The 26,737-nt window shown below is 69.6% G+C and carries 24 protein-coding genes and 1 other RNA gene; 14 read left to right on the top strand and 11 right to left on the bottom strand.

The annotated features are described in order from the left end of the window. The first annotated feature begins 154 nt into the window (after nt 1-154). From D7006_RS05965 to D7006_RS05935, 7 genes are all read left to right on the top strand, one after another. Nucleotides 155-457, top strand: coding sequence for a hypothetical protein (locus D7006_RS05965; RefSeq protein ID WP_237355919.1), 303 nt, complete (start codon nt 155-157; stop codon nt 455-457). An 85-nt stretch (nt 458-542) separates the two neighbouring features. After that, nucleotides 543-1,967 carry an MFS transporter gene (locus D7006_RS05960; RefSeq protein WP_237355918.1) on the top strand — a complete coding sequence of 475 codons (1,425 nt, stop codon included), beginning with the start codon at nt 543-545 and terminating at the stop codon, nt 1,965-1,967. A 4-nt stretch (nt 1,968-1,971) separates the two neighbouring features. Next, entirely contained in the window at nt 1,972-2,346 is a 375-nt protein-coding gene (locus tag D7006_RS05955) for a cupin domain-containing protein (RefSeq protein WP_237355917.1), read from the top strand. A gap of 73 nt (nt 2,347-2,419) precedes the next feature. Then, nucleotides 2,420-2,653 (top strand): hypothetical protein, encoded by a 234-nt coding sequence (locus tag D7006_RS05950; RefSeq protein ID WP_169122650.1) that lies wholly within the window; start codon nt 2,420-2,422, stop codon nt 2,651-2,653. 88 nt (nt 2,654-2,741) lie between these two features. After that, nucleotides 2,742-5,204, top strand: a complete 2,463-nt coding sequence (locus D7006_RS05945; RefSeq protein WP_371745044.1) for an ATP-dependent helicase — start codon at nt 2,742-2,744, stop codon at nt 5,202-5,204. A gap of 106 nt (nt 5,205-5,310) precedes the next feature. Continuing rightward, on the top strand, nt 5,311-6,585 hold the full coding sequence (locus D7006_RS05940) for a diguanylate cyclase (RefSeq protein ID WP_237355915.1): 1,275 nt from the start codon (nt 5,311-5,313) through the stop codon (nt 6,583-6,585). Between the two features lie 10 nt (nt 6,586-6,595). Continuing rightward, nucleotides 6,596-7,507 (top strand): 50S ribosomal protein L11 methyltransferase, encoded by a 912-nt coding sequence (locus D7006_RS05935; protein WP_229645734.1) that lies wholly within the window; start codon nt 6,596-6,598, stop codon nt 7,505-7,507. A gap of 16 nt (nt 7,508-7,523) precedes the next feature. Here the strand turns inward: D7006_RS05935 and D7006_RS05930 are convergent, their stop codons facing one another. Both D7006_RS05930 and D7006_RS05925 read right to left on the bottom strand, forming a co-directional pair. Next, complete coding sequence (locus D7006_RS05930) at nt 7,524-7,709, bottom strand: hypothetical protein (protein WP_237355914.1); 186 nt, start codon at nt 7,707-7,709, stop codon at nt 7,524-7,526. A 259-nt stretch (nt 7,710-7,968) separates the two neighbouring features. Continuing rightward, nucleotides 7,969-8,478 (bottom strand): thioesterase family protein, encoded by a 510-nt coding sequence (locus D7006_RS05925; protein WP_169122655.1) that lies wholly within the window; start codon nt 8,476-8,478, stop codon nt 7,969-7,971. A 207-nt stretch (nt 8,479-8,685) separates the two neighbouring features. On the opposite strand from D7006_RS05925, the gene D7006_RS05920 reads away from it, so the two are divergent. Together D7006_RS05920 and D7006_RS05915 are read left to right on the top strand one after the other, a co-directional pair. After that, on the top strand, nt 8,686-10,098 hold the full coding sequence (locus D7006_RS05920) for an FAD-binding oxidoreductase (protein WP_371745043.1): 1,413 nt from the start codon (nt 8,686-8,688) through the stop codon (nt 10,096-10,098). Between the two features lie 63 nt (nt 10,099-10,161). Beyond that, nucleotides 10,162-14,142 (top strand): AsmA family protein, encoded by a 3,981-nt coding sequence (locus D7006_RS05915; RefSeq protein WP_237355913.1) that lies wholly within the window; start codon nt 10,162-10,164, stop codon nt 14,140-14,142. A 9-nt stretch (nt 14,143-14,151) separates the two neighbouring features. Here D7006_RS05915 and D7006_RS05910 read toward each other — a convergent pair whose 3' ends face one another. The 6 genes from D7006_RS05910 to D7006_RS05885 all read right to left on the bottom strand — a co-directional run bounded on the left by D7006_RS05910 (nt 14,152) and on the right by D7006_RS05885 (nt 18,609). Then, the gene (locus D7006_RS05910; protein ID WP_169122658.1) at nt 14,152-14,673 is read right to left on the bottom strand and encodes a dihydrofolate reductase; all 522 of its coding nucleotides are present in this window, start codon (nt 14,671-14,673) and stop codon (nt 14,152-14,154) included. Continuing rightward, complete coding sequence (locus D7006_RS05905) at nt 14,670-15,935, bottom strand: FAD-dependent oxidoreductase (RefSeq protein WP_237355912.1); 1,266 nt, start codon at nt 15,933-15,935, stop codon at nt 14,670-14,672. The genes D7006_RS05910 and D7006_RS05905 overlap by 4 nt, the downstream gene beginning before the upstream one ends. 17 nt (nt 15,936-15,952) lie before the next feature. Beyond that, nucleotides 15,953-16,531, bottom strand: a complete 579-nt coding sequence (locus D7006_RS05900) for an SspB family protein (protein WP_169122660.1) — start codon at nt 16,529-16,531, stop codon at nt 15,953-15,955. A 138-nt stretch (nt 16,532-16,669) separates the two neighbouring features. Beyond that, nucleotides 16,670-17,034: a transfer-messenger RNA gene (gene ssrA, locus D7006_RS05895) on the bottom strand. 56 nt (nt 17,035-17,090) lie between these two features. Further along, on the bottom strand, nt 17,091-17,702 hold the full coding sequence (locus D7006_RS05890; protein ID WP_237355911.1) for a DNA-3-methyladenine glycosylase I: 612 nt from the start codon (nt 17,700-17,702) through the stop codon (nt 17,091-17,093). 28 nt (nt 17,703-17,730) lie between these two features. Next, complete coding sequence (locus tag D7006_RS05885) at nt 17,731-18,609, bottom strand: folate-binding protein YgfZ (protein ID WP_237355910.1); 879 nt, start codon at nt 18,607-18,609, stop codon at nt 17,731-17,733. 77 nt (nt 18,610-18,686) lie between these two features. Between D7006_RS05885 and D7006_RS05880 the strand changes: the two genes are divergently transcribed. Then, nucleotides 18,687-20,027: a dihydroorotase gene (locus D7006_RS05880; RefSeq protein WP_237355909.1), complete on the top strand. Its 1,341-nt coding sequence runs from the start codon at nt 18,687-18,689 to the stop codon at nt 20,025-20,027. Between the two features lie 161 nt (nt 20,028-20,188). On the opposite strand, the gene D7006_RS05875 is transcribed toward D7006_RS05880, so the two are convergent. Together D7006_RS05875 and xseA are read right to left on the bottom strand one after the other, a co-directional pair. Further along, entirely contained in the window at nt 20,189-20,413 is a 225-nt protein-coding gene (locus D7006_RS05875; protein WP_237355908.1) for a DUF2093 domain-containing protein, read from the bottom strand. A gap of 75 nt (nt 20,414-20,488) precedes the next feature. After that, complete coding sequence (gene xseA / locus D7006_RS05870; protein ID WP_237355907.1) at nt 20,489-21,940, bottom strand: exodeoxyribonuclease VII large subunit; 1,452 nt, start codon at nt 21,938-21,940, stop codon at nt 20,489-20,491. Nucleotides 21,941-22,092: 152 nt separating this feature from the next. Here xseA and purD point away from each other — a divergent pair, with 152 nt between their 5' ends. Then, nucleotides 22,093-23,358 (top strand): phosphoribosylamine--glycine ligase, encoded by a 1,266-nt coding sequence (purD, locus tag D7006_RS05865; RefSeq protein WP_237355906.1) that lies wholly within the window; start codon nt 22,093-22,095, stop codon nt 23,356-23,358. After that, on the top strand, nt 23,358-23,786 hold the full coding sequence (locus D7006_RS05860) for a thioesterase family protein (RefSeq protein WP_237355905.1): 429 nt from the start codon (nt 23,358-23,360) through the stop codon (nt 23,784-23,786). The genes purD and D7006_RS05860 overlap by 1 nt, the downstream gene beginning before the upstream one ends. 258 nt (nt 23,787-24,044) lie before the next feature. On the opposite strand, the gene D7006_RS05855 is transcribed toward D7006_RS05860, so the two are convergent. After that, complete coding sequence (locus D7006_RS05855) at nt 24,045-25,130, bottom strand: Ldh family oxidoreductase (protein WP_237355904.1); 1,086 nt, start codon at nt 25,128-25,130, stop codon at nt 24,045-24,047. A gap of 231 nt (nt 25,131-25,361) precedes the next feature. Between D7006_RS05855 and D7006_RS05850 the strand changes: the two genes are divergently transcribed. Next, on the top strand, nt 25,362-26,402 hold the full coding sequence (locus D7006_RS05850) for a GntR family transcriptional regulator (RefSeq protein WP_237355903.1): 1,041 nt from the start codon (nt 25,362-25,364) through the stop codon (nt 26,400-26,402). Nucleotides 26,403-26,552: 150 nt separating this feature from the next. Beyond that, entirely contained in the window at nt 26,553-26,711 is a 159-nt protein-coding gene (locus D7006_RS05845) for a hypothetical protein (protein ID WP_169122670.1), read from the top strand. The last annotated feature ends 26 nt before the right edge of the window (nt 26,712-26,737 follow it).

Here is a 26,737-nt window from a genome sequence, read left to right as displayed (position 1 = left end):
TCCCCAATCTCGCGCCCGCGGCGCCGAACACGGCATCAACGCTGCGGCGTGGCAGTTGATCCATTCAAACAGAATCAGAATGCGGAAGGATCGGAACGGGGGGCTCGACCGTGGCGTTCAGGAAAGAGATGTCCGCAGGGAGCAGCGAAGCACCATGTACATCTACAAGGTCGTCTGGCAGGCCGCAGGCGAGGAGGACGCGCTGCACGTGCGTGACAAGCGCCCGCCCAAGGCCATCGCGCGCGATCTGATCAAGGACGGCTACCTCGTGACCGAGGCCGTCGCCGTGCGCGCCGCCTCCTCCGCCTTCAAGGACGAGGAGGGCAATGCGGTACAGGAGGACTTCTTCTCCGTCGCGCCCGTGGGGGCCGCCGTGCTCGTCGCCTCCGCCGTCGCGGCGCTAGTGGAGCATGTGGTGCCGGCCGGCGCCGAGCCCATGCCCGAATTTCCCGCCTGAGCGGTTTCGCGCCCCGGACGGTTCCCCTCGGACGTGGGTGCTGCCATGGTGCGGCGTCTTTTGCCAGCCATTGCGGAACCCGCCCTTGCCCTCCTCGCAGTCCTACGCCCGCGTTCCGCGCCGGGCGGTGATCGGCTGGATCCTGTTCGATCCGGCCTGCCAGCCCTTCTTCGCGCTCATCACCACCTTCATCTTCGCGCCCTACTTCGCCTCCGCCGTGGCCTCGACACCGGCCGAGGGGCAGAGCCTGTGGGGCTTCGCCACCGGCGCGGCGGGGCTCGTCATCGCCATCTTCTCCCCCGTGCTCGGGGCGGTGGCCGATGCCTCCGGCCGGCGCAAGCCGTGGATCGCGGCATTCGGGCTGATGCTGATGACGGGATCGGCGCTGCTGTGGTTCGCGGTGCCGGGCGACACCGCGCGCATCCCGCTGGTGCTGGCGGCCTTCGCCATCGGTACCATCGGCGTGGAGTTCGCCACCGTCTTCAACAACGCCATCATGCCGGACCTGGTGCCGCCGGAGCAGCTGGGCCGGCTCTCCGGCACCGGCTGGGCGGTGGGCTATTTCGGCGGGCTGGTGGCACTCGCGCTGATGCTCTGCTTCTTCTCCACCGCGCCGGACACCGGCCTCACCCTCATCGGCCGGCCGCCGGCGTTCGGGCTCGACGCCGCGACCCGCGAGGGCGACCGCTTCTCCGGCCCGCTGACCGCCCTGTGGTTCGCTGTGCTGGTGCTGCCCATGTTCCTGTTCGTGCCCGACCGCAGAAAAAGCGTGCCGCTGGGCGAGGCGGTGCGCAAGGGAGTGTCGGAAATCCGCGGGCTGGTGCCGAAGCTGCGGACGCGCCCGGCGCTCGCCCGCTTCCTCATCGCCAACATGATCTATGCGGACGGCCTCGTCGCCCTGTTCGCCTTCGGCGGCATCTTCGCTGCCGGCCTGTTCGGCTGGGGCTCCATCGAGATGGGCATCTTCGGCATCCTCATCACCGTGACCGCGACCATCGGGGCGCTGGCGGGCGGGTGGCTTGACGATGCCTTCGGCCCGCGCATCGTCATCCTCGTCGCCCTCCTCGCGCTGCTCCTCGCCTGCGTGGGCCTCCTATCGGTGGCGCACGATTCCATCCTGTTCGGGCTGGTGCCCACCCCGCCGGGGACCGGCCTCTACGGATCGCTGCCGGAGAAGGTCTATGTGGGCTTCGGGCTGCTCATCGGCATCGTCGCCGGCCCGCTGCAATCGGCCTCGCGCACCCTGCTGGTGCGCCTCGCCCCGCCCGAGAACATCGGCGAATGCTTCGGCCTGTTCGCCCTCTCCGGCAAGATCACCTCGTTCGCCGCCCCGACATCGGTCGCCGTTGTGACGGCGCTGACCGGTAGCCAGCGCGCGGGGGTGGCGGTGCTGGTCGCCTTCTTCAGCGTGGGGGCCGTTCTTGTCGCAGGTCTGCGGGCACCCTTGCGGGCGGATGGCAGACAGGCGAAGGATGGGCCACGCACAGCGAACCAGGCGCGCAGGGAGTGACCCCATGACCATCCGCTCCATCCGCTTCGATCCCGCTCCGCCGCTGGACCCCAACGCCGCGACGACGGTCCATGAATGGTACCAGGATCGCACCGGCGCCTTTTCGGCGGGCTTCTGGGCCTCCGCCCCGTCGGAGATCGAGGTGAGCTATGACGAGGACGAGTTCTGCGTCCTCATCGAAGGCACCGTGGAACTCACCGACGCTTCTGGCCACACCGAGACCTTTCAGGCTGGCCAGTCCTTCGTCATCCCCTCGGGCTTCAAGGGGGTGTGGAAGAGCGTGACCGCGGTGCGCAAGTTCTACGTGGTGCATCTTCCCGTGGCCGGCCCGGGCGCAGCGTCCCTGCCGGATGCCGCGGCCGATCTCGCCGGAACTTGACCGCGTGCCGGGAACCGCGATCGCCCCGGACATGTTGCCCTTTCGAGACGTCGTTTCCGAAGGAGGCTCGCCCATGTCGATCCGGCTGCAACTCGCCGCCATGCTGTTCATGATGATCCAGGCGGTCACGTTCTTCGCCGCCCTCCTGTTGCTTCTGCTGTCGCCTCTGGCGCGCGACGCCATGACCCTGATGCCCTTTGTGGTGCTCGGCTCGTCGATCATCTCCGCGCCGCTGTCCTGGTGGCTGGCGCCGCGGCTTCGGGCGCGCACCTGGCGGCGCGAAGGCACCGCCGAACTGCTCCGGTAAAGGCTCGCCTGCGGCCAAGCTCGCAATCCGGCGCGCGCGATGCCATTTTGTTCCCTTAAGCGAATCACGCGCACCGAGACCTTTTGCATTGAGACCGCCTGAATCCCCGCGCCGTCCGGGCCACGAGCCCGGCGGAGTGCCAGAGCTACCCGGCCTGAAGCCCGGCGGCATTGCTGCCCGTGCCCGCGCCGGCATTGCGCCCGCCGGGCCGCAGGCCTCCTATCTCTCCGGCCTCAATCCCGAGCAGCGCGAGGCGGTCGAAACCCTTGAAGGACCGCTCCTCGTGCTGGCTGGCGCGGGCACCGGCAAGACGCGGGTGCTCACCGCCCGTGTCGCCCACATCCTCGCCTCCGGCCGCGCCTTCCCTTCGCAGATCCTCGTGGTGACCTTCACCAACAAGGCCGCGCGGGAGATGAAGGACCGCATCCACGGCATGGTCGGTGACCAGATCGAGGGGATGCCCTGGCTCGGCACCTTCCATTCCATCGGCGTGCGCATCCTCCGGCGCCACCACGAGCTGGTGGGGCTGAAGAGCGGCTTCACCATCCTCGACACGGACGACCAGATCCGCCTGCTCAAGCAGCTCCTCGCTGCCGAGAACATCGACGAGAAGCGCTGGCCGGCACGCCTGCTCGCCGCCACCATCGACGGCTGGAAAAACCGCGGCCTGTCGCCGAAGGACGTGCCGCCCGGCGAGGGCGCCGTCTTCGCCAATGGCAAGGGTGGCATGCTCTATGCCGCCTATCAGGCGCGTCTCAAGGCGCTGAACGCGGTGGATTTCGGCGACCTGCTGCTGGAAGGCATCCGGCTGTTCCGCGAGAATCCTGACGTGCTCTCCGAATACCACCGCAGATTCAAGTACCTGCTGGTGGACGAGTATCAGGACACCAACGTCGCCCAGTATCTGTGGCTGCGCCTGCTGGCGCAGGGCTCGAAGAATGTCTGCTGCGTCGGCGACGACGACCAGTCCATCTATGGCTGGCGCGGCGCGGAGGTGGACAACATCCTCCGGTTCGAGAGCGATTTTCCTGGCGCCAAGGTCATCCGGCTGGAACGCAACTACCGCTCTACCGGCCACATCCTCGCTTCCGCCGCCCACCTCATCGCCCATAATGAGGGGCGGCTGGGCAAGACCCTGTTCTCCGAGGGTGACGAAGGCGAGCGCGTCTCCGTCACCGGGGCCTGGGATTCCGGCGAGGAGGCCCGCGCCGTCGGCGAGGAAATCGAGGCGCTGCAACGCGCCGGGCATCGCTTGTCCGAGATCGCCATCCTGGTCCGCGCATCCTTCCAGATGCGCGAGTTCGAAGACCGCTTCGTCACGCTGGGCATGCCCTATCGCGTCATCGGAGGCCCGCGCTTCTACGAGCGGGCAGAAATCCGCGATGCGCTGGCCTATCTGCGCTGCGTGAACTCCACCGCCGACGACCTCGCCTTCGAGCGCATCGTCAACGTGCCCAAGCGCGGCATCGGCGATGCCACGGTGAAGCAAATCCACGATGTCGCCCGCGCCGCCGGCGTGCCGCTGCAGGAAGCCGCGCGCGTTCTCACCGAGAGCGAGGAGCTGAAGCCCAAGGTGCGCGGCACGCTGCGCGGGCTCATCCAGGCCTTCGAGCGCTGGCGCGAGCAGGCGCGCACCATGTCCCACACCGAGATCGCCGAGATCGTCCTCGACGAGAGCGGCTATACGGAGATGTGGCAGAAGGACCGCTCCGCCGAGGCGGCCGGCCGGCTGGAAAACCTCAAGGAGCTGGTGCGCTCCATGGAGCCGTTCGAGAGCCTGCCCGGCTTCCTCGAGCACATCTCCCTCGTGATGGACGTGGACAACGGCGCCGGCGAGGATGCGGTGCAGGTGATGACGCTGCATTCCGCCAAGGGGCTGGAATTCGACACCGTCTTCCTGCCCGGCTGGGAGGAAGGCCTGTTCCCCCACCAGCGTGCGCTGGACGAGCAGGGCAAGGCAGGCCTCGAGGAAGAGCGCCGCCTCGCTTATGTGGGCATCACCCGCGCCCGCGCCTCCGCCCGCATCTGGTTCGCCTCCAACCGGCGCATCCACGGCATGTGGAATTCCACCGTCCCCTCCCGCTTCCTCGACGAACTCCCCGACGCCCACGTGCAGGTCGAGGAAAGCCGCGGTGGCATGGGCTGGGGCGGTTCGTCCTATGGCGGCGGCGGCAGCTACGGGCAGAGCCGGTTCGACCGGGCCGAGCCCTTCGCCGCCTCCTCCTATTCCACCCCCGGCTGGCAGCGGGCGCAGACCAGCCGCGCCCGCACCGAAACCGGTGGCGGGAGTGGCGGCGGCCGTGGCGGCTTCTCAGAGCGCGGCGGGCGCTACGATGCCGGCCCGTCGGCGCGGCGCGGTCCGATGGTGATCGAGGGCACGCTGGTGGCCTCGTCCTCGGCCTCGTCCTCCGCCTTCAAGCGGGGGGAGCGGGTGTTCCACATCAAGTTCGGCTATGGCGAAATCACGGGCATCGACGGCAACAAGCTGACCGTGCAGTTCGACAAGGCCGGCGAGAAGCGGGTGCTGGAGACCTTCGTCGAGAAGGCCTGACCCAGTCCTCAGGGGCGAGGGGAATGGCGCCTCGATCCGGCGGGGCGGCCCCTCATCTTTGCCCTGATCTTCCCCTAGCGTCGCCCGCGCCGCAGATTCCAGATCGATGATCGCACTCAACATCCTCCTGCTCGGCGCCGAAATGCTGGTGTATTTCGGCGCGATGCTCGCGCTGTTCCGCCTGCGCGGAACGCTGGGCATCGGCGTGTTCTTCTGCGCGCTGGGCTCGCTCCATTTCATGGAGACGTACCTGGCTGCCGCCTATTACGTGCAGCTGCCCTTCTCGGTCTCCCTGTCGCCCGGCTCTGTGGTCTTGTTTTCGGGAAAGCTGGCGCTTCTGCTGCTCGTGTACATTCGCGAGGATGCGCTGGTGGCCCGCCAGCCCATCTACGGGCTCTTCCTCGGCAATCTGGTGATGCTGGCGCTCGTCTTCCTGCTGCGCCTGCACGATCTCGTGCCGGCGCCCGGCGTGCCGGGGGACATCGCCTTCATGGACCAGCTCGGCGCGCTGGCGGTGTGGAGCACGCTGCTGCTCTTCATCGATTCCATCGCCATGATCCTCCTCTATGAGCGCCTCTCGTCGCGGGTGAAGCGGTATCCGGTGGCGGTCATCTGGGCGACGCTGGCGCTGGTGCTCACCTTCGATCAATTGGGCTTCTTCGGCGTGCTGCATTTCGCGCTCGACGTGCCGCTCTCGGCGGGCATCGGCGGCTGGGTCGGCAAGATGGTGGCGGCAGGCTTCTATGCCCTGATGCTCGCGCTCTATCTCGACCGCTTCGAGATGGCCGGAGATCCGCTGCGCCCGCGCATCGCCGACGTGTTCGACACCCTCACCTACCGCCAGCGCTACGAGCAGCTGGAGGTGACCTCCCGGCTCGATCCACTCACAGGCGTGCTCCACCGCGGCCAGCTGGAGCCGCTCGGCCGCGACCTCGTGGCGATCGCCCGCAAGACCGGCCGGCCCATGAGCCTGCTGCTGGTGGATGTGGACGACTACAAGGAGGTCAACGACATCCACGGCCATGCCACCGGTGACGCGGTGCTGCGGCAGCTGGCGGGTGCCATCTCCGAGAGCCTTCGGCAGTCGGACCATGTGGTGCGCTATGGCGGCGACGAATTCGCGGTGCTGGCGCCGGGCGTGTCCCATACCTCGGCGGTGGCGCTCGCCCATATGCTCAATGAAAGCGTGACGGCGCTGGCTCTGCCGGACGGCGTGCGGAAGCAGACCCTGTCCATCGGCGTCGCCACGCTGCCCGAGGACGGCCAGACCTTGACGGCACTGCTCGAAGCGGCCGACAAGCGCCTCTACGCGGCCAAGGCCGCCGGGCGCAACCGCGTGACGGGGGCGACGGGCGACGGCGGCCTCAGCGACAACGGATGACGTTTTCCCCATGCTCGAAGGCCTCCCCCCCAACGACGCCACCCATGTGATGCGGGTCGAGGCGCCCCGCCGGCAAGCGCAGCGCATCGCCGACCTGATCTCGGAGACGTTCGACCCCGCCGAGGTGGCGGTGGCGAATTTCGAGCGGACGGACGACGACTGGGTGGTGGAGGTCTATGCCGGCGCCGCCTTCGATGCGGAGACGCTGCGCGAGCTGGTGGAGATCGCGGCCGGCCCCGAGCTGGCCGCCGCCGTGACCTTCGGCGAGATCGAGCAGAAGGACTGGGTGGCCGCGAGCCTGGAAGGCCTCGCGCCCGTGGCCGTCGGGCCGGTGGTCGTGCATGGCTCGCATGATCGCGGCCGGGTGGGGCCGAACCGCATCGGCATCGAGATCGAGGCGGCGCTGGCCTTCGGCACGGGCCACCACGGCACCACGCAGGGCTGCCTACACGCCATCGTCAACGCCGCGCGCCGGGGACGCCCTCAGCGCGTGCTGGACGTGGGCACGGGCACGGGCGTGCTCGCCATCGCGGCCGAGCGGCTGTTTCACACGGAGATTGTGGGCAGCGATATCGACGTCATCGCGGTGCGCACGGCCAAAGCCAATGCGGCGGCGAACAAGGCGCCGGGGGTGCGCATGGTGCATGCGGCCGGCGCAGGGGCGCGGGCGATCCGCATCCACGGACCCTACGACCTGATCCTCGCCAATATCCTGCTGCCGCCGCTGAAGCGGCTGGCGCGCCCACTCGCCTCATTGCTGGCGCCGGGGGGACGCATCGTCCTGTCGGGATTGCTCACCGCGCAGGTTCCGGCCGCGCTAGCGGCCTATCGCGCGCAGGGCCTGCACCTCGTCAGCCAGCGGCATATCGAGGGCTGGGCCACCCTGACCCTCGCCGCGCGGTCGGATCGGCCGCGCGGATGAGGGATCGTCAGTCGTCTCAGTTCAGCGGATCGCGGCCGTTGAGCTGGACGTAGCGGGACAGCTCGCGCTCGGCCTGCTCCATGCGGGCGGCGATGATCGCGTCCATCAGGCGGGCGAAGAAGCCCTTGCCGGCCGCAGCCTTGGGAGCGGCAGAGCGGGTTTCGCGAGAGAGGGTGTCGGGAGAAAAGGTAACGGCGCTCATGGAGGCCTCCTGCACTGGCCCTACGGGGCTTTATCGCAGTGCAATATATGCCTCTGTGCAGCGCACCAGAACTTCCGGCTCGGCATGCCAGACCTGCGCGGAGCGCACGGTAAAGGCATGGTTGCCAATTAGGCAGTTCCCGACCCTGGCCCCACAAAGAGAAAGGCGGCCGGGCGCTCTCGCCTCAGCCGCCATCGGCGCACAGCGCCGCGAGAACCGCGATGGACGTTAAGACCATGGCGGCCTCGAAAGCCGCGCGTCAGGAGCGCGACGGCATGGACACCTTGCGGCCGACGCCATCGAGTGGCGGCAGGCCGGCATGGGCGGCGCGCATGGTGGCGATCCGCTCCAGCACATCGTCCGGGAACGGCACCACGCGCCGCGAGCCGAGATCCACATGGAGCGTGATCTGCTCCGACGTGGCGGACACCCAGCCATCTCTGGCATGATGCAGCGACTGGAAGAGGTGCAGCCTCTTCTCGTCATAGTCGAGCAACCGCATGGTCACGCGCACCGGCGAGTCCGGCGCCAGTTCGCGGGCGTAGCGGATGTGGGATTCGCCGGTGAAGAAGGAGGCGCCACGTCCACGGGCATAAGCCGGCCCGAGCCCGAGCAGGCAGAGCGCCTCGTCCAGCGCCCGGTCGAAGATCAGCGTGTAATAGGCCACGTTGAGGTGGCCGTTATAGTCGATCCAGTTGCTCTCCACCTTCATGGAGGAGGACACGAACGGAGCAAAGAACACGGGTTCAAAGTCGATTCGGTCGAGCATGGCCGCCTCGCTTCGTCAGGTTTCAGATTTTGCCGCTTGTGAGAGCACTGTGCCGTGCTAGGAGGCATTCGTCACCCTGAAAAAGCACCGGCGGGGCGAATCAAAAAAGACACTGTCAAGTCGAAACTGTTCCTAAAACGGTTCAATCCACTTTCGCGCCCTCCGGGACCCGCCCGCTCGGCGCAGACAAAGGTTAAGGATTTGTAAATGGTTGCCGCAGCCGCGAAATCCGACAGTGCAATGCCCGATCGCATCGCCCAGGCGGTGCAGCGCCTGCAGGCCGCACTGGATCACAAGGTCGTTACGGGCCGCGCCGTGCGGGAACAGCACGCGAACGTGACGACCTACCTGCCCAACGAACCCGCGGACGCCGTTGTTTTCGCTGAATGCACGGAAGATGTGCAGGCTGTCGTCCGCATCTGCTACGAGCTGTCGGTCCCGGTGATCCCCTGGGGCGCGGGCACCTCGCTGGAAGGCCATGTGAACGCCCCCTTCGGCGGCATCTGCATCGACCTCTCGCGCATGAACCGCATCCTGGCCGTCAACACCGCCGACCTCGACTGCGTGATCGAACCCGGCGTCACCCGCAAGCGGCTGAACGAGGAACTGCGCGACCAGGGACTATTCTTCCCCATTGATCCCGGCGCCGACGCCTCGCTGGGCGGCATGGTCTCCACCCGTTGCTCGGGCACCAATGCGGTGCGCTACGGCACCATGAAGGACAACGTGCTGTCGCTGAAGGTGGTGACGCCCACCGGCGAAATCCTCACCACCGCCACCCGCGCGCGCAAATCCTCCGCCGGCTACGACCTCACCCGCCTCTATGTGGGCGCGGAAGGCACGCTCGGGATCATCACCGAAATCACCCTGAAGCTCTACGGCATCCCGGAGGCAGTCTCCGCCGCTGTCTGCCCCTTCCCCAGCATCGAGGCCGCCTGCAACACGGTGATCGCCACCATCCAGAGCGGCATCCCGGTGGCGCGCATCGAGCTTCTGGACGAGGAGCAGGTGAAGGCCTCCAATGCCTACGCCAAGCTGGCGCTGGCCGAGACCCCCACCCTCTTCCTCGAATTCCACGGCACGGAAGCCAGCGTCCACGAGCAGGCCGATCGCTTCGGCGAACTGGCGGCCGAATATGGCGGCGGCCCGTCGGTGTTCGCGGTGAAGCCGGAGGAGCGCACCAAGCTGTGGCAGGCGCGGCACGATGCCTATTGGTCCGTCCTGCCCATGCGGCCGGGCGCCAAGGCGGTGGCCACCGACGTGTGCGTGCCCATCTCCAGCCTCGCCGAGTGCGTGATGGAGACCAAGCGCGACATCGTGGAGATGGGCCTCATCGCCCCCATCGTCGGCCATGTGGGCGACGGTAATTTCCACACCACGCTGATGGTGAACGTGGACGACCCGGAAGACCTCGCCAAGGCCAAGCACTACATGAAGCGTCTGGTGGAGCGTGCCCTCGCCATGGGCGGTACCTCCACCGGCGAGCACGGCGTCGGCCAGGGCAAGATGAAATACATGGAGGGCGAGCACGGTGCCGCGGCGCTGGAGGCCATGCGCGCGATCAAGCGGGCGCTCGACCCCAAAAACATCATGAATCCGGGAAAAATCGTCGCGATCTGATCGCATTCCCTGCGCATAGGGTTAAGCGGCCCTTTATGATCGGGGCCTCATCGGGAGACGCGTGTGCAGGGCATTCTCATCAGCCTCGCCTCGGCGATAGTCCTCGCCATCAGCGCGGCGTTCGCCGCGCCGTTCGTGGTGGACTGGAACCAGTGGCGCGGCACGTTCGAGACCGAGATGGGCCGCACGCTGGGCCTGCCCGTGGTGATCCGCGGCGCCATCGAGGCGGAGATCCTGCCCGCCCCCCGCATCGTGCTGCGCGACGTGACCCTCGGCGACGTGGTGTCCACCGGCGGCACGGTGAAGGAACTGACCGCCGAGCTCTCCCTCGGCGCCCTGATGCGCGGCGACATCCAGGCCACCGGCGTCACCCTGCGCAAGCCGCAGATCCGTGTGGTGCTGGACAGCGCCGGCCGCGTCGCCATGCCCACGGGCACCGGACGGGCGGCGGAACTCTCCATCGCCCGGCTGGAGGTGGAGGACGGCAGCCTCGATCTGCTCGACCGCGCCTCTGACCATCGCGTCAGCATCGATGACCTCGACCTGAAGGGCGAGGCGCGCTCGCTCACCGGCCCCTTCCGCCTCGATGGCGAGGTGCAGGCCGGCGAGGCGCGGTTCGCCGTGCGCTCCACCCTCGGCAAGATCGGCGATGACGGCGCCGGCAAGCTGCGCATCGTGCTGGACGGGCGCACCCGGCCCTATGCCCTCGATCTCGACGGCAACCTCAACGTGGCCGGCGCCAAGCCGCGCTTCGACGGCCGCGCCACCCTCTCCCGGCATGCCGGCGACGGCGCGGAGGCCTGGCAGCTCTCCGGCACGCTGAAGGCGAGCCCGGAAGCGGTGCTGGCGGAAAGCCTCGACCTCGCGCTGGGCGGCTCGGCCACCCCGGCGCAGCTCACCGGCTCCGCGCGCCTCGCCCTCGGCCGCGCCATCGGCCTTGATGCGGTGCTGAATGCCCGCAGCCTCGACATCGACGCCGTGCGGGCCGCCACCGGCACCAAGGACGCCGACGCAGGCAGCGGCAGCCCGGCCGCCTCCCTCGCCCGCTTCCTCGGTGGCGTCGCGGCCCTGCCGGCGCCGGACATCGCCTCGCGCATCGGCCTCTCCGTGGAGCAGCTGGTGCTCGGCGGCACCATGGTGCGCGACGTGCGCGCCGACATTTCCGGCTCCGCCGCCGGCTGGCGGGTGGACAGCGCCGAGGCGCAGCTTCCGGGCAAGGCCTCGCTCCGCCTTTCCGGCATGCCGACCCGCGCCAATGGCGGCGGCGGCTTCGACGGCAACGTCTCCTTCGCCGCCGACGACCCGGCCGTCTTCCTGCGCTGGGCCGCCCCCACCGCGCCGCGCGACTATGTGGCGGCGGCGAAGGGGCCGGTGCGCATCTCCGGCCGCGTCACCGCTGGTCCGTCGCGCATCGCGGTGGACATGCTGGACGCCACGTTCGCCGCGAGCCGGGTGCGTGGCTCGGCCTCCGCCGCGCTGCCGGACAACGCGCCGCCCAAGCTCGACCTGCGCCTGTCGCTGGACGGCTTCGACCTCGACCCGCTCATTGCTGCCGTGCAGACCGCGTCCACCGCGGTGGGCGGGGGCGCCGACGGCCAGGTGGCCATCGACGGGCGCAACCTCACGCTCTCCGGCCTGCCGCTGCGCGCCTTGAACCTCGAAGGCTCGGCCACCGGCGGCAACTGGCGCCTCGCCCGCATCGTGATGGACGATTTCGCCGGCCTGCGCGTCGAGGGCGCCGGGCGGATGGAGAACTTCTCCACCACCCCGCGCGGCGAATTCAACATCACCGCCTCCGGCGCCAAGGCCGACGGGCTCGTGCCCGTGGCGCGGCTTCTGGCCGGAGAGGAGACGGCGCAGGTCATCGGCAACCTCCTGCCCATCGCCTCGCCGGTGAAGCTCAACAGCACCGTCGTCTGGGCCGAGGCGGGCGGGCGCAATGTCACCATTGCCGGCACGCTGGGGCAGATTTCCGGCGACATCTCCTTCGCCCGCACCACCGCCGGCGTGCCGCTGCGCATCGCCCTGAAGGCGGACGCGACGGACGGCGGACGCGCGCTCGCCGCCCTCGGCGTGGACGGGCTCGGCCAGCGGCTCGGCCCCGCCCGTGTGGAACTCTCCGTCGATCCCCTGACGCAGGACGAGGCGCAGGTGCGCGGCCGCATCAGCCTCGCCGACCTCACGGCGCAGGCGCAGGGCACGGCCCGCCTTTCCGGCGGCAGCATCGAGCCCAATCTCACCATGCGCCTCGACGGCGCCGACCTTGGCCGGCTGTTGCCGCAGGCCTCCGCCGCCGTCGAAGGACCGGTGCCCACCGCCCTCGCCTTCACCCTGTCCCGCCGCGCCGGGGCATGGCGGCTCGGCGAGCTGACCGGGTCGCTCGCGGCCGCGCCGGTCTCCGGCAGCGTGGAGTTCGAGCCCGGCGCGGTGCCGCGCCTCTCCGGCAAGCTGGCGTTCGATACCCTGTCCGTGCCGCGCATCCTCGCCATGTTCGCCGCCCGCGCCAGTGCGGAGAGCGGGCCGGCCGGCCTGTGGAATACCGCGCGGCTCGCCCCCGCCTCGGCGGGCGGCATCGGCCTCAATCTGGAGCTGTCCGCCGGCCGCATCGCCGCGCTCGGCCCCTATGCCCTCGACAAGGGCCGCCTCGTTCTGGTCAGCGATGGCACGGATTTCGACCTGCGCGACCTGTCCGGCAGCCTCGGCGGCGGGCGCATGGCCGCCTCCCTCCGGCTGAAGCGGCAGAACGACCTCATCCAGGCCGACGGCCGCCTCGTGCTGGAGCAGGTGGACGCGGGCGCCCTCATCGGCCCGACCGGCGCCCGCACCCCGCCCAAGGGGCGGGTGAACCTGCTGCTGGATCTCGGTGGCTCCGGCCGCAGCGTCCAGACCATCGTGCAGAGCCTCTCCGGGCAGGGCACCCTCGGCGTCCGCGACCTCGTGATCGAGAATGCCAGCCCTGCCGCCCTCGACGCCGTTCTCGCCGAGGCCGCACCCCTCTCGCCGCCGCCCGACGAGCGGCGCACCGCGCAGATGCTGGACCGGGCGCTGGCCAAGGGGCCGCTCAAGCTCGCCTTCGTGGAAACGACGCTCGGCGTGGTGAACGGCGTCGCCCGCCTGTCCCCCGCCCGCACCACGGCGGACGGCGTGCGTGTCGGCCTCTCCGGCAGCCTCGACCTGTCGCGGCTCATTCTCGATGCGGGCATGGATCTGGAAGGCGCCGAAAGCGCCGGCGGCGTGCCCGGCGGCGCCATCTCCTGGCGTGGGCCGGTGGCGGCGCCCGAGCGGCGGGTGAGTGCGCCGGCTGCGACCAGCGTCATCGCCATGCGCGCCATCGAGCGCGAGACCCGCCGTCTGGAAGAACGCCAGCGCGGCGGCACGCCGGCCCCGGATCCGGCCACCGCCCCGGCGGCACCCGCGCCTGTCGCGCCGGTGTCCGTGACCCCGGCGCCGGTTGTTCCTGCGCCAGTTGTTGTTCCGGCCCCTGCGCCCGCGGCCATCGCCCCCGTGCAGCCGGCAAGCCCGCAGCCGGGTCCCCAGGTCGCGCCCGCGCCCCGTCCGGCCGTGACGGCGCCTGCCCCTGCGCCGACACCAGCGCCTGTGGCGACCGCTCCGGCAGCCCCTGTGGTCGCGCCCGCGCCCCAGCCGGCCCCCGTGCCGGTGCCGCGTGCAGTGGATCGCAATCAGGAGATCGAACGGCGCGACGTGCCCGCGTCCGGCTTCGGCGTGCCCACCGCCTCCGGCACCGCCGGCACCGCGACACCGGGCGAGGTCCAGTCCCGCCAGACGCACCAGGCCGCGCCGGCCCGCACCGAACCCGAGCGCCAGCTGGAAAGCCACGCCACGCCCGAGCCCGCAGGGGAGGCCCGGCGCCCGCCGGTGGTGCGCCAGACGCAGCCGCAGCCCCCCGCGCCACGTCGCACGGACCGGGTGGAGCCGCCGCCCCCGCCGCGCTTCGCGGTGCCGGCACCCTCGGACGGCCAGCTGCCGCCCACCTCCGGCTTCGGCGACTTGCCGCGCCCGCCGGGTCTGGTGGGCGCGCGCTGAGCGGGTCGGTCAGGTCCGCTCGAGCGTCACATAAGTAAAGGCGGCTTCGTCCTTCTCGCCGCGGATCGGCCCCTCGCGGCCGGTCTCCCGCCATTGGGTGCGATCGAAGGCGGGGAAGAGCACGTCACCCTCAGGCGCTGCATCCACCTCGGTCAGGTGCAGCCAGCGGGCGATGGGCAGGGTCTCGCGAAACACCCGCTCGCCGCCGATGACCATGATGGCGTCCGCGCCCATGGCATCCGCCGCGTCATCCGCCAGCGCGAGCCCTTCCGCCAGCGAGGCGCCCCTCAGCACGCCCTCGGGCGGAGCGAAGGCTGGATCGGCGCTCACCACCACGGAGGTGCGCCCCGGCAGCGGCTTGCCGATGGATGAGAAGGTGCGCCGCCCCATCAGCAGCGGCTTGCCCCACGTGATGGCGCGAAACCGCTTCAGGTCCGACGGCAGGCGCCACGGCAGGCCGCCGCCGACGCCGATGACGCCGTTCCGGGACACCGCGACCACCAGCGCGAGGGGATGGCGGGTCGCGCTCATGCGGCTTGCTCCAATTGTGCGAGGGCGGTCTCGGCGGCGGCGATCCCGGAAATGTGCGCGCCATGGCAGGTGGAGAAGGCGGGGCCGCCCAGTGCCTCTCCCGCGAAGACGATGCGCGGATCGAACGGTTCGTGAAGCTTCGCGCGCAGATGCGCCTTGCCCGGCAGCGCGCAGGAATAGGCACCGCCGATGAAGGGCATGCCCGCCCAATCCGTGGTCAGGCGCCGCACCACATGGCGCCGCACGTCCTCCCCAAAGGCGGACGCCAGCACGCCGAGGGCAAAATCGGCCAGCGCATCCGGCCCCTCGCCCGCCATCGCCTGTGCCTCCGGCCCCGCCACATGGACGAGGGCCGCCGGGGCGCCGCCCGGTCGCAGCATCGCCGAAGCGCCGGCCCGCTGGGGACGGGACGGGTCCACCGCGTCGAGCCCGGTGCGATCGGCCACGCCGAACACATCCCGGTCGAACAGCAGGGCCACCTTCTCAGCAAAGCCGAGGGGCAGCGCGGCGAATGCCTCCGCGACGTCGGGTGGCAAGGCGGGATCGAAGGCGAGCCGGCCGGCAGCGATCACCGCCGTGGACACCGTGACCACCACCGCGCGGCAGGCGATGGCGCCCCGCTCCGTCTCGATGGAGAGGCGCCGGCCCCTGCGATCGATGCGGCGGACGGGACAGCCAAGCGTCACCTTCAGGTCGCCGGCCACCGCCAGCACCAGCGCGCCATAGCCGTCGAGCACCGGCCAATTGTCGTCGGTGTCGCGATAGAGCGCGAAGTCCACGGCCGAGATGTCCGCCGGCCCGGCGGCCGACATCAGCTCCAGCCAGTGCCGCGCGAGGACGCCATAGCGGCCCGGCCCCCGCGCGCGCATGACTTCGGCGGCGGAAATGTCGCTCCCGGCGAGCCCTGCGTCATAAATGGCGTCGAAAACGGCATCCACCTCCGCATCGGCGGCATCCTTCTCGGCGTCCGTGGAAAAGCGATCACCGAGAAAAAGCCGCCGCCGCACCGGCGCGCTGCGTCCAACGCGGAAGCCATGCGTCTCCGCGAGGGCGGTGAAGGGATTGTCCCGCGCGTCGTGCAGCCAGTGGCAGCCGAGATCGAAGGGCACGCCGAGCGTGGTTGTGTCGGTGGACGCCCGGCCACCCGCGACCGGCGCGGCCTCGATGATCTCGAAGGGAATGCCCGCCGCCCTCAGCCGCGCCCCGGCGGCAAGGCCGGCGGCACCGGCCCCGATCACCACCACGTCGGCCTGTGAGGTCACCGGCGGAGTCCGGCCGGCTACTTCTTGTTGCGGAAGACGTCGAGCTGCACCACCTGCGCGCCGCCGGCAGGCTTTTCCTCACCCTCGGCAGCAGTCGCCGCGCTGGCGAGCGCCGGCTCGGAGGCGGCGCCGGGCGCGGGCTTGAGCGGGGTCGGCGCGTTGGAGGCCGGGCCGGGTCCGTTGGCCGAGACGGGCGTCTCCAGCGGGGCGTCGTCCGTCTCTTCCCCATCCGCATCGGCGGTGAGGGTCTCGAACTGCAGGCCGAACTTCACGGCCGGATCGAAGAAGCCCTTGAGCGCGGTGAAGGGCACGAGCAGGCGCTCGGGAATGCCGCCGAAGGAGAGGCCGACCTCGAACGAGGTTTCGGTGACGATCAGGTCCCAGAACTGGTGCTGGAGCACGATGGTCATCTCTTCCGGGTACTTCTCCTTCATCCGCTGCGAGAGCCGGACGCCCGGCGCGCGGGTGTCGAAGGAGATGAAGAAATGGTGGTCGCCCGGCAGGCCGGTCTTGGCCACGTCCGTGAGCACCCGGCGCACCACGGAGCGCAGGGCCTCCTGGGCGAGAAGATCGTAGCGGATGTGATCGACCGTCATGAGCCCGCAGCAGTCCCCTCCGGCCTGATGACGAGCCAGGCTCCGGAGACCTTCCGGGCGGCACCGTGAACGGGTGGCGCCGCGGCCGAAAGGACGAACGAAGGAGCGCGCTTCCCCCCTTCGGCCGGTCGGGAGGGAAGTGGAGGCTTCTGTTGCCAGGTGCCTCCGAACCCCGCCTATCCAGTGCTACCCGGTAGGACTTTGATTTCGATCGTCAAACCGCTCACGCGGCCTGAGCAACCGGAGCATAGTTGTCGTTGGCAACTATAAGTTTAGCCCGATAACGGCGGTACAATGCCGAGCGAAAGAATGCTCTTTACACCCTCGTCGATCCTATTTCGCCCCCGCCGGAGCCCGCCTTTCCCAAGGGAAAAACGGGCTTTGGTGGAGGCGCCGGGTACCGCCCCCGGGTCCGAAAGGCTTATTCCAACACCGATTTATCGCCATAGCCGACTTGCGCCGGCCCGATGAATATAGGCGCCGCCGCCGGCCGATGAAAGGGGCGCGGGGCAGAATGTCCCGTCCTGTCCCCGGTTCCGCTCCGCTGGGCCCTCCGCCCTCACGTCTTGGCGCAGTGGCAGCCTTCCAGATGGTCGTCCACGAGGCCGCACGCCTGCATGGCGGCATAGACGATGGTGGGGCCGACGAACTTGAAGCCCGCCGCCTTGAGTCGCTTGGACAGGGCCTTCGATTCGGCCGTCTCGGCGGGCACGTCGGCAATGCGGCGGGGGCGGTTCACCTTCGTCTCGCCGTCCACCGCGTCCCACATGACGTCGGTGAAGGCGATTCCCTTATCCCTGAGCTCCAGATAGGCACGGGCGGAAAGCACCGCGCCCTCCACCTTGGCCCGGTTGCGCACGATGCCGGCATCCTGCATCAGCGCCTCCACCTTGGCGGCATCGTAGCGGGCCATGGCCTCCGGCTCGAAGCCGTCGAAGGCGCGGCGGAAATTCTCCCGCTTCCTGAGGATGGTGATCCAGGAGAGCCCGGCCTGGAAGCCATCCAGCAGCAGCTTCTCGAACAAAGCGCGGCTGTCGCGCTCCGGCACGCCCCATTCGGTGTCGTGATAGGCCATGTAGAAGGGATCGGTGCCGCACCAGAAGCAGCGGGCATGGCCGTCCGCGTGCGCGATCAAAGGCTGGCGCACGGGCTTCGGCGCGGCATCGTCCATTCTCTCGGTCTCCTCAGGCCCTGAAACGTCAGGTGGGCTTGAACTTGGCGTCCAGCGCGCTGACCTTCTTTTCCCAATCCAGCGGGAAGGTCGCCCATTCCGGCTTGCGCAACTCCACCTCCACCGCCCCGGCGGTCAGCGGCACGCCCTCGGCCCGCGCATCGGTCGCGCGATCGAGGCGGACGGTGGCGATGCCCCGCCCCTCGGTAACGGAGGTGAGCTGGCCCACGCTCTTGTCGCCGGCCACGATCTCCTGCCCCACCGCGAGCGGTGTGGGGAAGATCACTTCCACCAGCCGGTTGCGCGGGGTGGAGCGGTGCTCCATGCGGCTCACCACCTCCTGCCCCACATAGCAGCCCTTCTTGAAGTCCACGCCGCCGAGCTGGTCCATGTCGGCCTCGTGGGGGAAGGTGTCGCCATAGGTGAAGTCGGCCCCGCCCTTGGGGATGCCCAGGGCGATGCGGTGCGCCTCATAGGCGGCGAGATCGCTGGAAAGCCCCTCGGCTGCCGCCTTGTCCAGCACCAGCCGCTGGCCGAGGCCGGGATAGCGCGGATCGGTGAAGAGCCGGCCGTCCGGCAGCGCGCCGTGATCGCCGAACACGGCGGCGACCGCGAGGTCGGCCGCCACCTCGAACGTCACCTTGGCCCGAAGGCGATGGAAGATCAGCCGTTTGAGGAGATCCTCCGCCCGGTCCGCGGGGGCGTCGAACAGGAAGCTCTCCTCGGCGAGTCCATAGAACAGGAAGTCGGAGATGATCTTGCCCTGCGGGGTGAGCAGGCCACCATAGCGGGCATCTCCCGGCGCCATGGTCTTGACGTTGCAGGTGATGACACTGTGCAGCAGCTTTACCGCATCGGGGCCATCGGCACGAATGAGGGTACGATCGGTCAAATGAATGAGCGGCATAGGGGCCGTCCTTGTCAGCAAAATAAAAAACAGATTTAAGGCCGGCTGCCTGTCCCCATCAAGAGCGAGCCCCTCCCATGCCCGTGACTTTCGATCTGCTGCTGAAGGGCGGCGCGGTCGCGACCCCCGCCGGCATTGCCGTTGCCGACATCGGCGTCACGGGCGGGCGCATCCGCGCCATCGGCGATCTTTCCGCCGCGAGCGCGGGCGAGGTGGTGGACGCCACCGGCCTCCACATCCTGCCGGGCGTCATCGACACGCAGGTGCATTTCCGCGAGCCGGGGCTGGAGCAGAAGGAAGACCTGGAGACCGGCTCCCGCGCCGCCGTCATGGGGGGCGTGACTGGCGTGTTCGAGATGCCGAACACCATTCCCCAGACCACCAACCCCTCCGCGCTGGAAGACAAGATCGCGCGGGCGACGGCCCGCATGCATTGCGACTTCGCCTTCTATGTGGGCGGCACCCATGACAATGTGAAGGACTTGCCGGAGCTGGAGCGCCTGCCAGGCGCGGCCGGCATCAAGGTGTTCATCGGCTCGTCCACCGGCTCGCTGCTGGTGCCGGACGACGACGGCGTGCGCAACATCCTGAAGGTCATCCGCCGCCGCGCCGCCTTCCATTGCGAGGACGAGCCCCGCCTGCAGGAGCGCAAGGGCCTGCGCGTGCCGGGCGATGCCTCCTCCCACCCCGTCTGGCGCGACGAGATCGCGGCGCTCACCGCCACCCGCCGCCTCGTCAATCTCGCCCGCGAGACCGGCGCGCGGGTGCATGTGCTGCACGTGACCTCGGCCGAGGAGATGGATTTCCTCGCCGACGCGCGCGACGTGGCCTCGGTGGAGGTCACGCCCCATCACCTCACCATGGCCGCCCCGGAATGCTACGAGCGGCTCGGCACGCTGGCCCAGATGAACCCGCCGGTGCGCGGCGAACGCCATCGCGACGGGCTGTGGGCGGCCATCGCCAACGGCGTGGTGGACGTGCTCGGCTCCGACCACGCGCCGCACACGCTGGAAGAAAAGAGCAAGCCCTATCCCGAAAGCCCTTCGGGCATGACGGGCGTGCAGACGCTGGTGCCGCTGATGCTGGACCACGTCGCCGCCGGCCGCCTGACGCTGGAGCGCTTCATCGACCTCACCAGCGCCGGCCCGGCGCGCCTGTTCGGCATCGCCGGCAAGGGGCGCATCGTGGTGGGCTACGATGCCGACTTCACCGTGGTGGACCTCAAGCGCCGCGCCACCATCACCAACGGCTGGATCGCCTCGCGCGCCCAGTGGACGCCCTATGATGGAAAGGAAGTCACCGGCTGGCCCGTGGGCACCTTCGTGCGCGGCCGCAAGGTGATGTGGGAAGGCGAGCTCACCGGCCCGTCCGCCGGCCAGCCCATCGGCTTCCTGGAGACGCTTCAGCCGCAGGGGTGAGAATTCTCATCGCGCCAGCCCCTACCGTCACCCTCCGGCTTGACCGGAGGGTCCATCCTTCCGCTCGCGGAAGCTGTCGGAGGCTGGGGCAGGTGGCATCATGGGTCCTCCGGTCAAGCCGGAGGACGACAGTGCGATAGATACGGCAAAAGGCAGAAACCCTAGCCCTGCGGCGGCAACTCCCGCACGCGGGTGAGCACGGCCTCGGGGCTGGCATAGGCTTCCTGCAGGTCGACGCTCCAGTAGCGCAGTTCGTCGAGCGGGATGATCTGCCCGGTCACGGCACAGCGCACGAAGCTGCCGGGCCGCAGGATGCGGAATTCACCATCGAGGTAGCGCACTTCCGCCTCGCCATGGGGCTCGGGGAAGCGTTCGAATCTGTTCATCACCTGGGGAGCGTCCCGAAAACTGGTTTGCCCGAAGGATAGCCCTTTGCGCCGCAACGCGAAAGGGGCGCACGATCAGGGGTCGAAAAGCGTCGGCCCCTCTACCTTTCGCGGCTTGCGGCCGGCCGGGCGCGGCGCCGGCCGGGGGGGCGAATCCGGCGGCGGAGCCCCCGCCCCGGCCTGCACGGCGACCCGGCCATCGGCGAATTCCAGGCTCAGCGCCGCGCCGTCCGCGATGTCCGCCGCCCGCCGCACCGCATGGCCGCCGGCATCCCGCACCAGCGCGAAGCCGCGGCCCAGCACCTCCCTGTAGGAAAGCGCCTTGAGCAGTTGCGCCAAGGCGGCGAGGCGCGCCGTGCGGCGCTCCTTCTGCACCTCCAGCGCCCGGCGCATGCGCCCGTCCAGCACCTCAAGGCGTTCGCCCGCCCGCGCCAGCCGCGTGCGCAGCGCCTCCGGCGAGAGGCGCGCCTGCACCGCCGCGAGCTGAAGCCGGTGGGCAGAGGCGTTGGCTCGCAAGGCGCGAGGCAACCGCTCAGCGGCAAGATCGAGGCGCTGGCGCGGCTGGGCCAGCAGGGTTTCGGCGGCTGGCAGGAGCCGGGCGAGCCCGCGCAGGTCGGCGCGGCGCCGGTCCAGAAGGCGCAAGGGCGCGGCGATCAAGCGGGCGCCGAGATCTTCCACCGTGGCGATGAGATCGGTGCGCACCGGCACCACCATCTCGGCCGCGGCCGTGGGGGTGGGCGCGCGCACGTCGGCGGCGAAATCGATGAGGGTCACGTCGGTCTCATGCCCCACGGCCGAGACCAGCGGGATCATGCTCTCCGCCGCCGCGCGCACCACCGCCTCGTCGGAGAAGCCGAGCAGATCCTCCAGCGCGCCACCGCCGCGCGCCACCACGATCACGTCCGGCCGGGGAATGGGTCCGCCCTCCGGCAGATCGTTGAAGCCGCGGATGGCGGCGGCCACCTCGGCGGCCGAGGTCTCGCCCTGCACCCGCACCGGCCACACCAGCACCCGGCGGGGGAATCGGTCATTGAGGCGGTGGAGGATGTCGCGGATCACCGCCCCGGTGGGCGAGGTGACGACGCCGATCACCTTGGGCAGGAACGGCAGCTCCTGCTTGCGGGCGGGATCGAACAGGCCTTCGGCGGCGAGGCGGCGCTTGCGCTCGTCCAGCATGGCCATGATGGCGCCGGCGCCGGCGAACTCGAGCGACTCAATCACGATCTGGTAGCCGGATTTTCCGGGATAGGTGGTGAGCTTGCCGGTCGCCACCACCTCCAGCCCCTCCTCGGGCTTGAGCCGCAGGCGCTGGAAGGTGCCCTTCCAGATCACCGCATCGAGCCGCGCACCGGCATCCTTCAGCGAAAAATAGGCGTGGCCGGAGGAATGGGGGCCGCGATAGCCGGAAATTTCGCCCCGCACCCGAACGTGGCCGTAAGCGTCCTCCACCGTCCGGCGTAGGGCGGCGGACAGCTCGGAAACGCTCCATTCGGGCGCGTTGGCCCTGACTTCGGCATCATCGGTCATGCGAATCGGAACCCGGACGGGTGGTGTCCCAGCATAACGGGAAGGTGCCCCATGCGGCGAGCGCAGAGCCCTGCCCCTTGTTTGCGCGGCCTTGAGCCGATAGGCGAAGAGAGCAGAAAACCAAGATCCGTCGGAAACTCGGGGGAGGCCGCATGAACATCCTGCTGCTCGGTTCGGGAGGGCGTGAGCACGCCCTCGCCTGGAAGCTGGCGCAGAGCCCAACCATCGGTCAGTTCTATGCCTTGCCCGGCAATCCGGGCATCGCCGAGTTCGCGGACGTGGTGGAAGGCATCCCGCTGTCCGCTCACGACACCATCGTGAAATGGTGCCAGGAGCACACCATCGACCTGGTGGTGGTCGGCCCCGAGGCGCCCTTGGTGGCCGGCCTCGTGGATCGCCTCGCCGCCGCCGGCATCCTCGCCTTCGGCCCCACCGCGGCGGCCGCCCGGCTGGAGGGCTCCAAGCTCTTCACCAAGGAATTGTGCAAGGCGAACGACATTCCCACCGCCGCCTTCGGCCGCTTCACCTCCACCGCCGAGGCCGCCGCCTACATCCGCGGGCAGGGCGCGCCCATCGTGGTGAAGGCGGACGGGCTGATGGCCGGCAAGGGCGTGGTCGTCGCCCTCACCGTCGAGGAGGCGGTGGATGCGGTGGAGCAGGTGTTCGCCGGCGGCGGCACCGAAGTGCTCATCGAGGAATTCATGGAGGGCGAGGAGGCGAGCCTGTTCGCCCTCGTGGACGGCGAGACCGTCGTCGCCTTCGGCAGCGCCCAGGATCACAAGCGCGCCTATGACGGCGACCTCGGCCCGAACACCGGCGGCATGGGTGCCTATTCCCCCGCTCCGGTACTGACACCGGAGCTGGAGCGCCGGGCGATCGAGGAAATCCTCATCCCCACCGCCCGCGCCATGGCCAAGGCCGGAACGCCCTATCGCGGCGTGCTCTATGCCGGCCTCATGCTCACCACCTCCGGCCCCAAGCTGGTGGAATACAATTGCCGCTTCGGCGATCCCGAATGCCAGGTGCTGATGCCGCGCTTCGCCGGGGATCTGGTGGAAGTGCTCCACGCCACCGCCGCCGGCCGCCTCGCCGAGGTGACGCCCCAGTGGTCCCCGGTTTCGGCCATGACGGTGGTCTATGCCTCGCGTGGCTATCCCGGCCCGCACCAGATCGGCTCGCCCATCGGCGGCCTCGGCGAGGCGTCGGCGCTGGAGGGCGTCACCGTGTTCCAGGCCGGCACGCGGATGAAGGGCGGCACGCTCGTCTCCAACGGCGGGCGGGTGCTGAACGTCACCGCCACCGGGACGACGCTGGCCGATGCCCGCGCGCGCGCTTACGCCGCCATCGCCCGTATCGACTGGCCGGACGGCTTCTTCCGCTCCGATATCGGCTGGCGGGCGCTGGGGAAGGACGACTGATGGCCGAGAAGGCCCCCCTCCCCGTCCTCGACGACTTCCCGGTGAAGGCGCGCGATACCATCCGCTACGGCGACACCGACATGCTCGGGCACGTCAACAACGCGGTGTTCTCCACCTTCCTGGAGACCGGGCGCACCCACCTGCTGCTGACGCCGCGCCGTCTTGCCCCCCAGGGCATGGGCTTCGCGCTGGTCCGCCTCGTGCTGGACTACCGGGCGGAAATGCACTGGCCGGGCGAGGCGGATATCGGCACGGGCGTCATCTCCATCGGCCGCAGCTCGGTAGGCCTCAGGCAGGCCATCTTCCAGGATGGCCAATGCATGGCGACCGCCGAGACGGTGGTGGTGCTGTTCGATCTCACCGAACGCCGCGCCGCCCCCCTGCCCGACGACATGCGCGCCGCCCTCGAAGCGCTCCGCGTGGCCTGACGGCCTCCGCCAGTCCCTGAATCGCCAGACAGGTGCGCTCCCCCGGGAGGCACCTCGTCGCGCCTCTAAACCACATATAAATTATGTTTTTGACGTTGATTCACATTCGATATTAAATTCGGGGAAATAGTCGAAAGTGAAATTCACGAGGCCCATCATGACAGCGGTTCGCGGACAGGTCCTGCGGGACAGCCTGCTCTTCCTCACCGCCTACGGCATCATCGTCGCGGCGGTCATCTTCGGCTGAAAGGCTTGATGCTAAACGGCTTTCGGACGGGTCAGGCCGAATCGCCCGGCGAGGCGGTCGAAGGCCTCGGCGGTGGCGGGGTCGATGGGGATGCCATCGCGGCGGCGCTCCTCCGCCACCCTCCATTCCCGGTCGCCCGGCGCCATCACAATATCCCCCGGCGCACGACGTGAATTGCGCAGCGTATGACGATAGCGCTGCATGGCCGCGTCAAACTCCTCCTCCGGCAGGAAGGCGCCCGGCTTCATCGCCATCACGAACGCGCCGACATTGCGCGGAGTGCCGAAGTCCGGCCCACCCATGGGCGCGATGTCGAACGAGAGCCGCGCCCCCGCAAGGACCGCGCTGAACACCTCCACCACCCCGGCAAGCGCCGCGCCCTTGAAGCCGAAGGCGGCACCGAGCGGGGCCAGCATCTCCACCTTGTGCGGATCGGTGGTGTCGAAGCCGTCGCCGTCGGAGGCGACTTCCGGCGGCAGGGATTGTCCCAGGCTCCGATAGAGCAGCACCCGATTGTAGGGCACGGCGCTGGTCGCCATGTCGAGGAACCACGGCGCCTCGCCCTTCACCGGCACGCCCATGGCGATGGGGTTGGTGCCATGGAAGCGCTCCGCCCCGCCATGCAGACGCACGAAGCTGTCCGAATTGCAGAAGGCGAGGCCGATGAAGCCCTTCTCCGCCGCCGCCAGCGCATATGCGCCCGCTGCGCCGAAATGGGAGGAGTTGCGGATGGCCACCGCGCCGATGCCGTAGAGGGCAGCATTCTCCATCGCCCGGTCCATGGCCGCATAGGCGGCGCGGGCGCCATGGCCATGGCCGGCATCGAGCGTTGCGACAGCCGCCGCGCCGGCCCGGAAGTCGAGCGTGGGATGGCCGTTCACCCGGCCGCCCTCGATCACCGTCACATAATGGTCCAGCAGCCGCACGCCGTGGCTGTCCACCCCGAAGCGCGAGCCGTGCAGCATGGCACGGGCCGCCGCCTCGGCACTCGCCGCATCCGCCCCTGCCGCCGTGAGAGCCGCGCTGCAGAAGGCGAACAAGGCGTCCTCCCGGTGCTGTTCGAGGGCGGAGGAGCGGACGGGAGCGGGCACGGACATGGGGGCAATCCTTGAGACGGCGCTGGGGCGGCTCAGCGTATGTCCTTTGTATGCATTGGACGGTGACGGTGTAAACTCCCTTTAACGCGGCCGGCGGTGCGGCATCCGGTCAGCCGGCAACCGGGCTAGCAACCCTTTGGACAACTTGGCATTTGCACCATCGTGGGGCACCTTGCCGGCGGGCCGCGACCGGCGCGGCGGAAAGACGGACGAGACGTGAGCGGACGGGACATGACGAGTGATGTGCCCCCGGCGGCTGCGGGCAAGCCGACGCCCGCCGCCGAACGGCGCGCGCGCCCGGTGGCCGGCATCGCCCCCCGCCTGCACGAGCGCGCCTTCGACATTCTCGCCTCGCAGATCGCCTCCGGCGCCCTCGCCCCCGGCGAGCGCCTGCTCGAATCCCGCGTCGCCGAGCGATTCGGCATCTCCCGTGCACCGGCCCGGCAGGCGCTGGCGCGGCTGGAGCGGGTGGGGCTGGTGAGCCGCAGCGACGGCCACGGCTTCCAGGTCATGCCCCTCGCCGGACCGGCGCCGGCCGTCCCGGCCGTCGATGTCAGCGGCGAAACGCCGATCCAGCTCGCCCCCGAATCGACCTGGCAGCGCATCTATGCGGACGTAGAGCAGGAGGTGGTCTCGCGCACCGCGCTCGGCGCCTTCCGCGTGGTGGAGAACCATCTCGCCGCCTATTACGGCGTGAGCCGGACGGTCGCCCGCGAAGTGCTCTCGCGCCTCAACCAGCGTGGCGTGGTGCGCAAGGACAACCGCCTGCACTGGTATGCGCCGGCTCTGACGCCGGCTTATGTGGCCGAGTTGTTCGAGATGCGCGCCATCCTGGAGCCGGCGGCGCTGCGGCTGGCCTTTCCGCGCCTGGCCCCCGGACAGGTGACGACCCTGCTGGCCAATCTGCGCGATGCCGCCGCCCACCCTGATGCGGTGGACGGCGCCCGCCTCGGCGCGCTGGAAAACGAGCTGCATGTGGGCCTGCTCGGCCGCTGCGGCAATGCCACGCTGATGGAGGCGCTGGCCACCTGCCAGACGCTGCTGGTCGCCCTCACCTTCCTTTATGTGCGCTCCCCCCAGCCCCACGGCCGCGAACCGTTCATCGCCGAGCATCTCGATGTCGCCGAGCGCCTCGCGGCGGCGGATGTGGAAGGGGCGGCGGACGCATTGCGCGACCACCTGCGCGGCTCTTTCGGTCGCGCGGTGGAGCGGCTCGACCGGGTGCGGCGGGAGTTTTCCCCCGGCCCCCTGCCCTACCTCTCCCCGCTCTGAGCTTCTCAAATAGCCGTGACAGGTCTTCCGATTGCGCCAAAACGGAACATTTCTTGATCTGAACGGGTGGCGAAGCGCGCGAACCCGGTTAAGATTGCATTGTTCGCCGGCGCATCGGTCGCACTCTCCTTTCGGAAATGTGCGGAAGACATGAGCTTCGGCGTGGTGGTGGAGGATTTGATGTTGTCCCTCGTTGCCGGTTCCGCCCTCGTCCTCGCTGGTCTTGCCGCGGTTGCGCTTGCGCAGCTCGCCGCCAAGCAGAGGCAGATGGTACCGGTGCGCGTGCGCGCCCGCCGCACCCATCGCTGAGGCGCGACGCTCCCCGAACCTTCCGC

The organism is Xanthobacter sp. YC-JY1 (genome assembly GCF_021730305.1).
Lineage (GTDB): Bacteria > Pseudomonadota > Alphaproteobacteria > Rhizobiales > Xanthobacteraceae > Xanthobacter > Xanthobacter flavus.
Note: the sequence above shows the minus strand (reverse complement) of the source record. Positions and strands in the feature narration are given on the sequence as shown.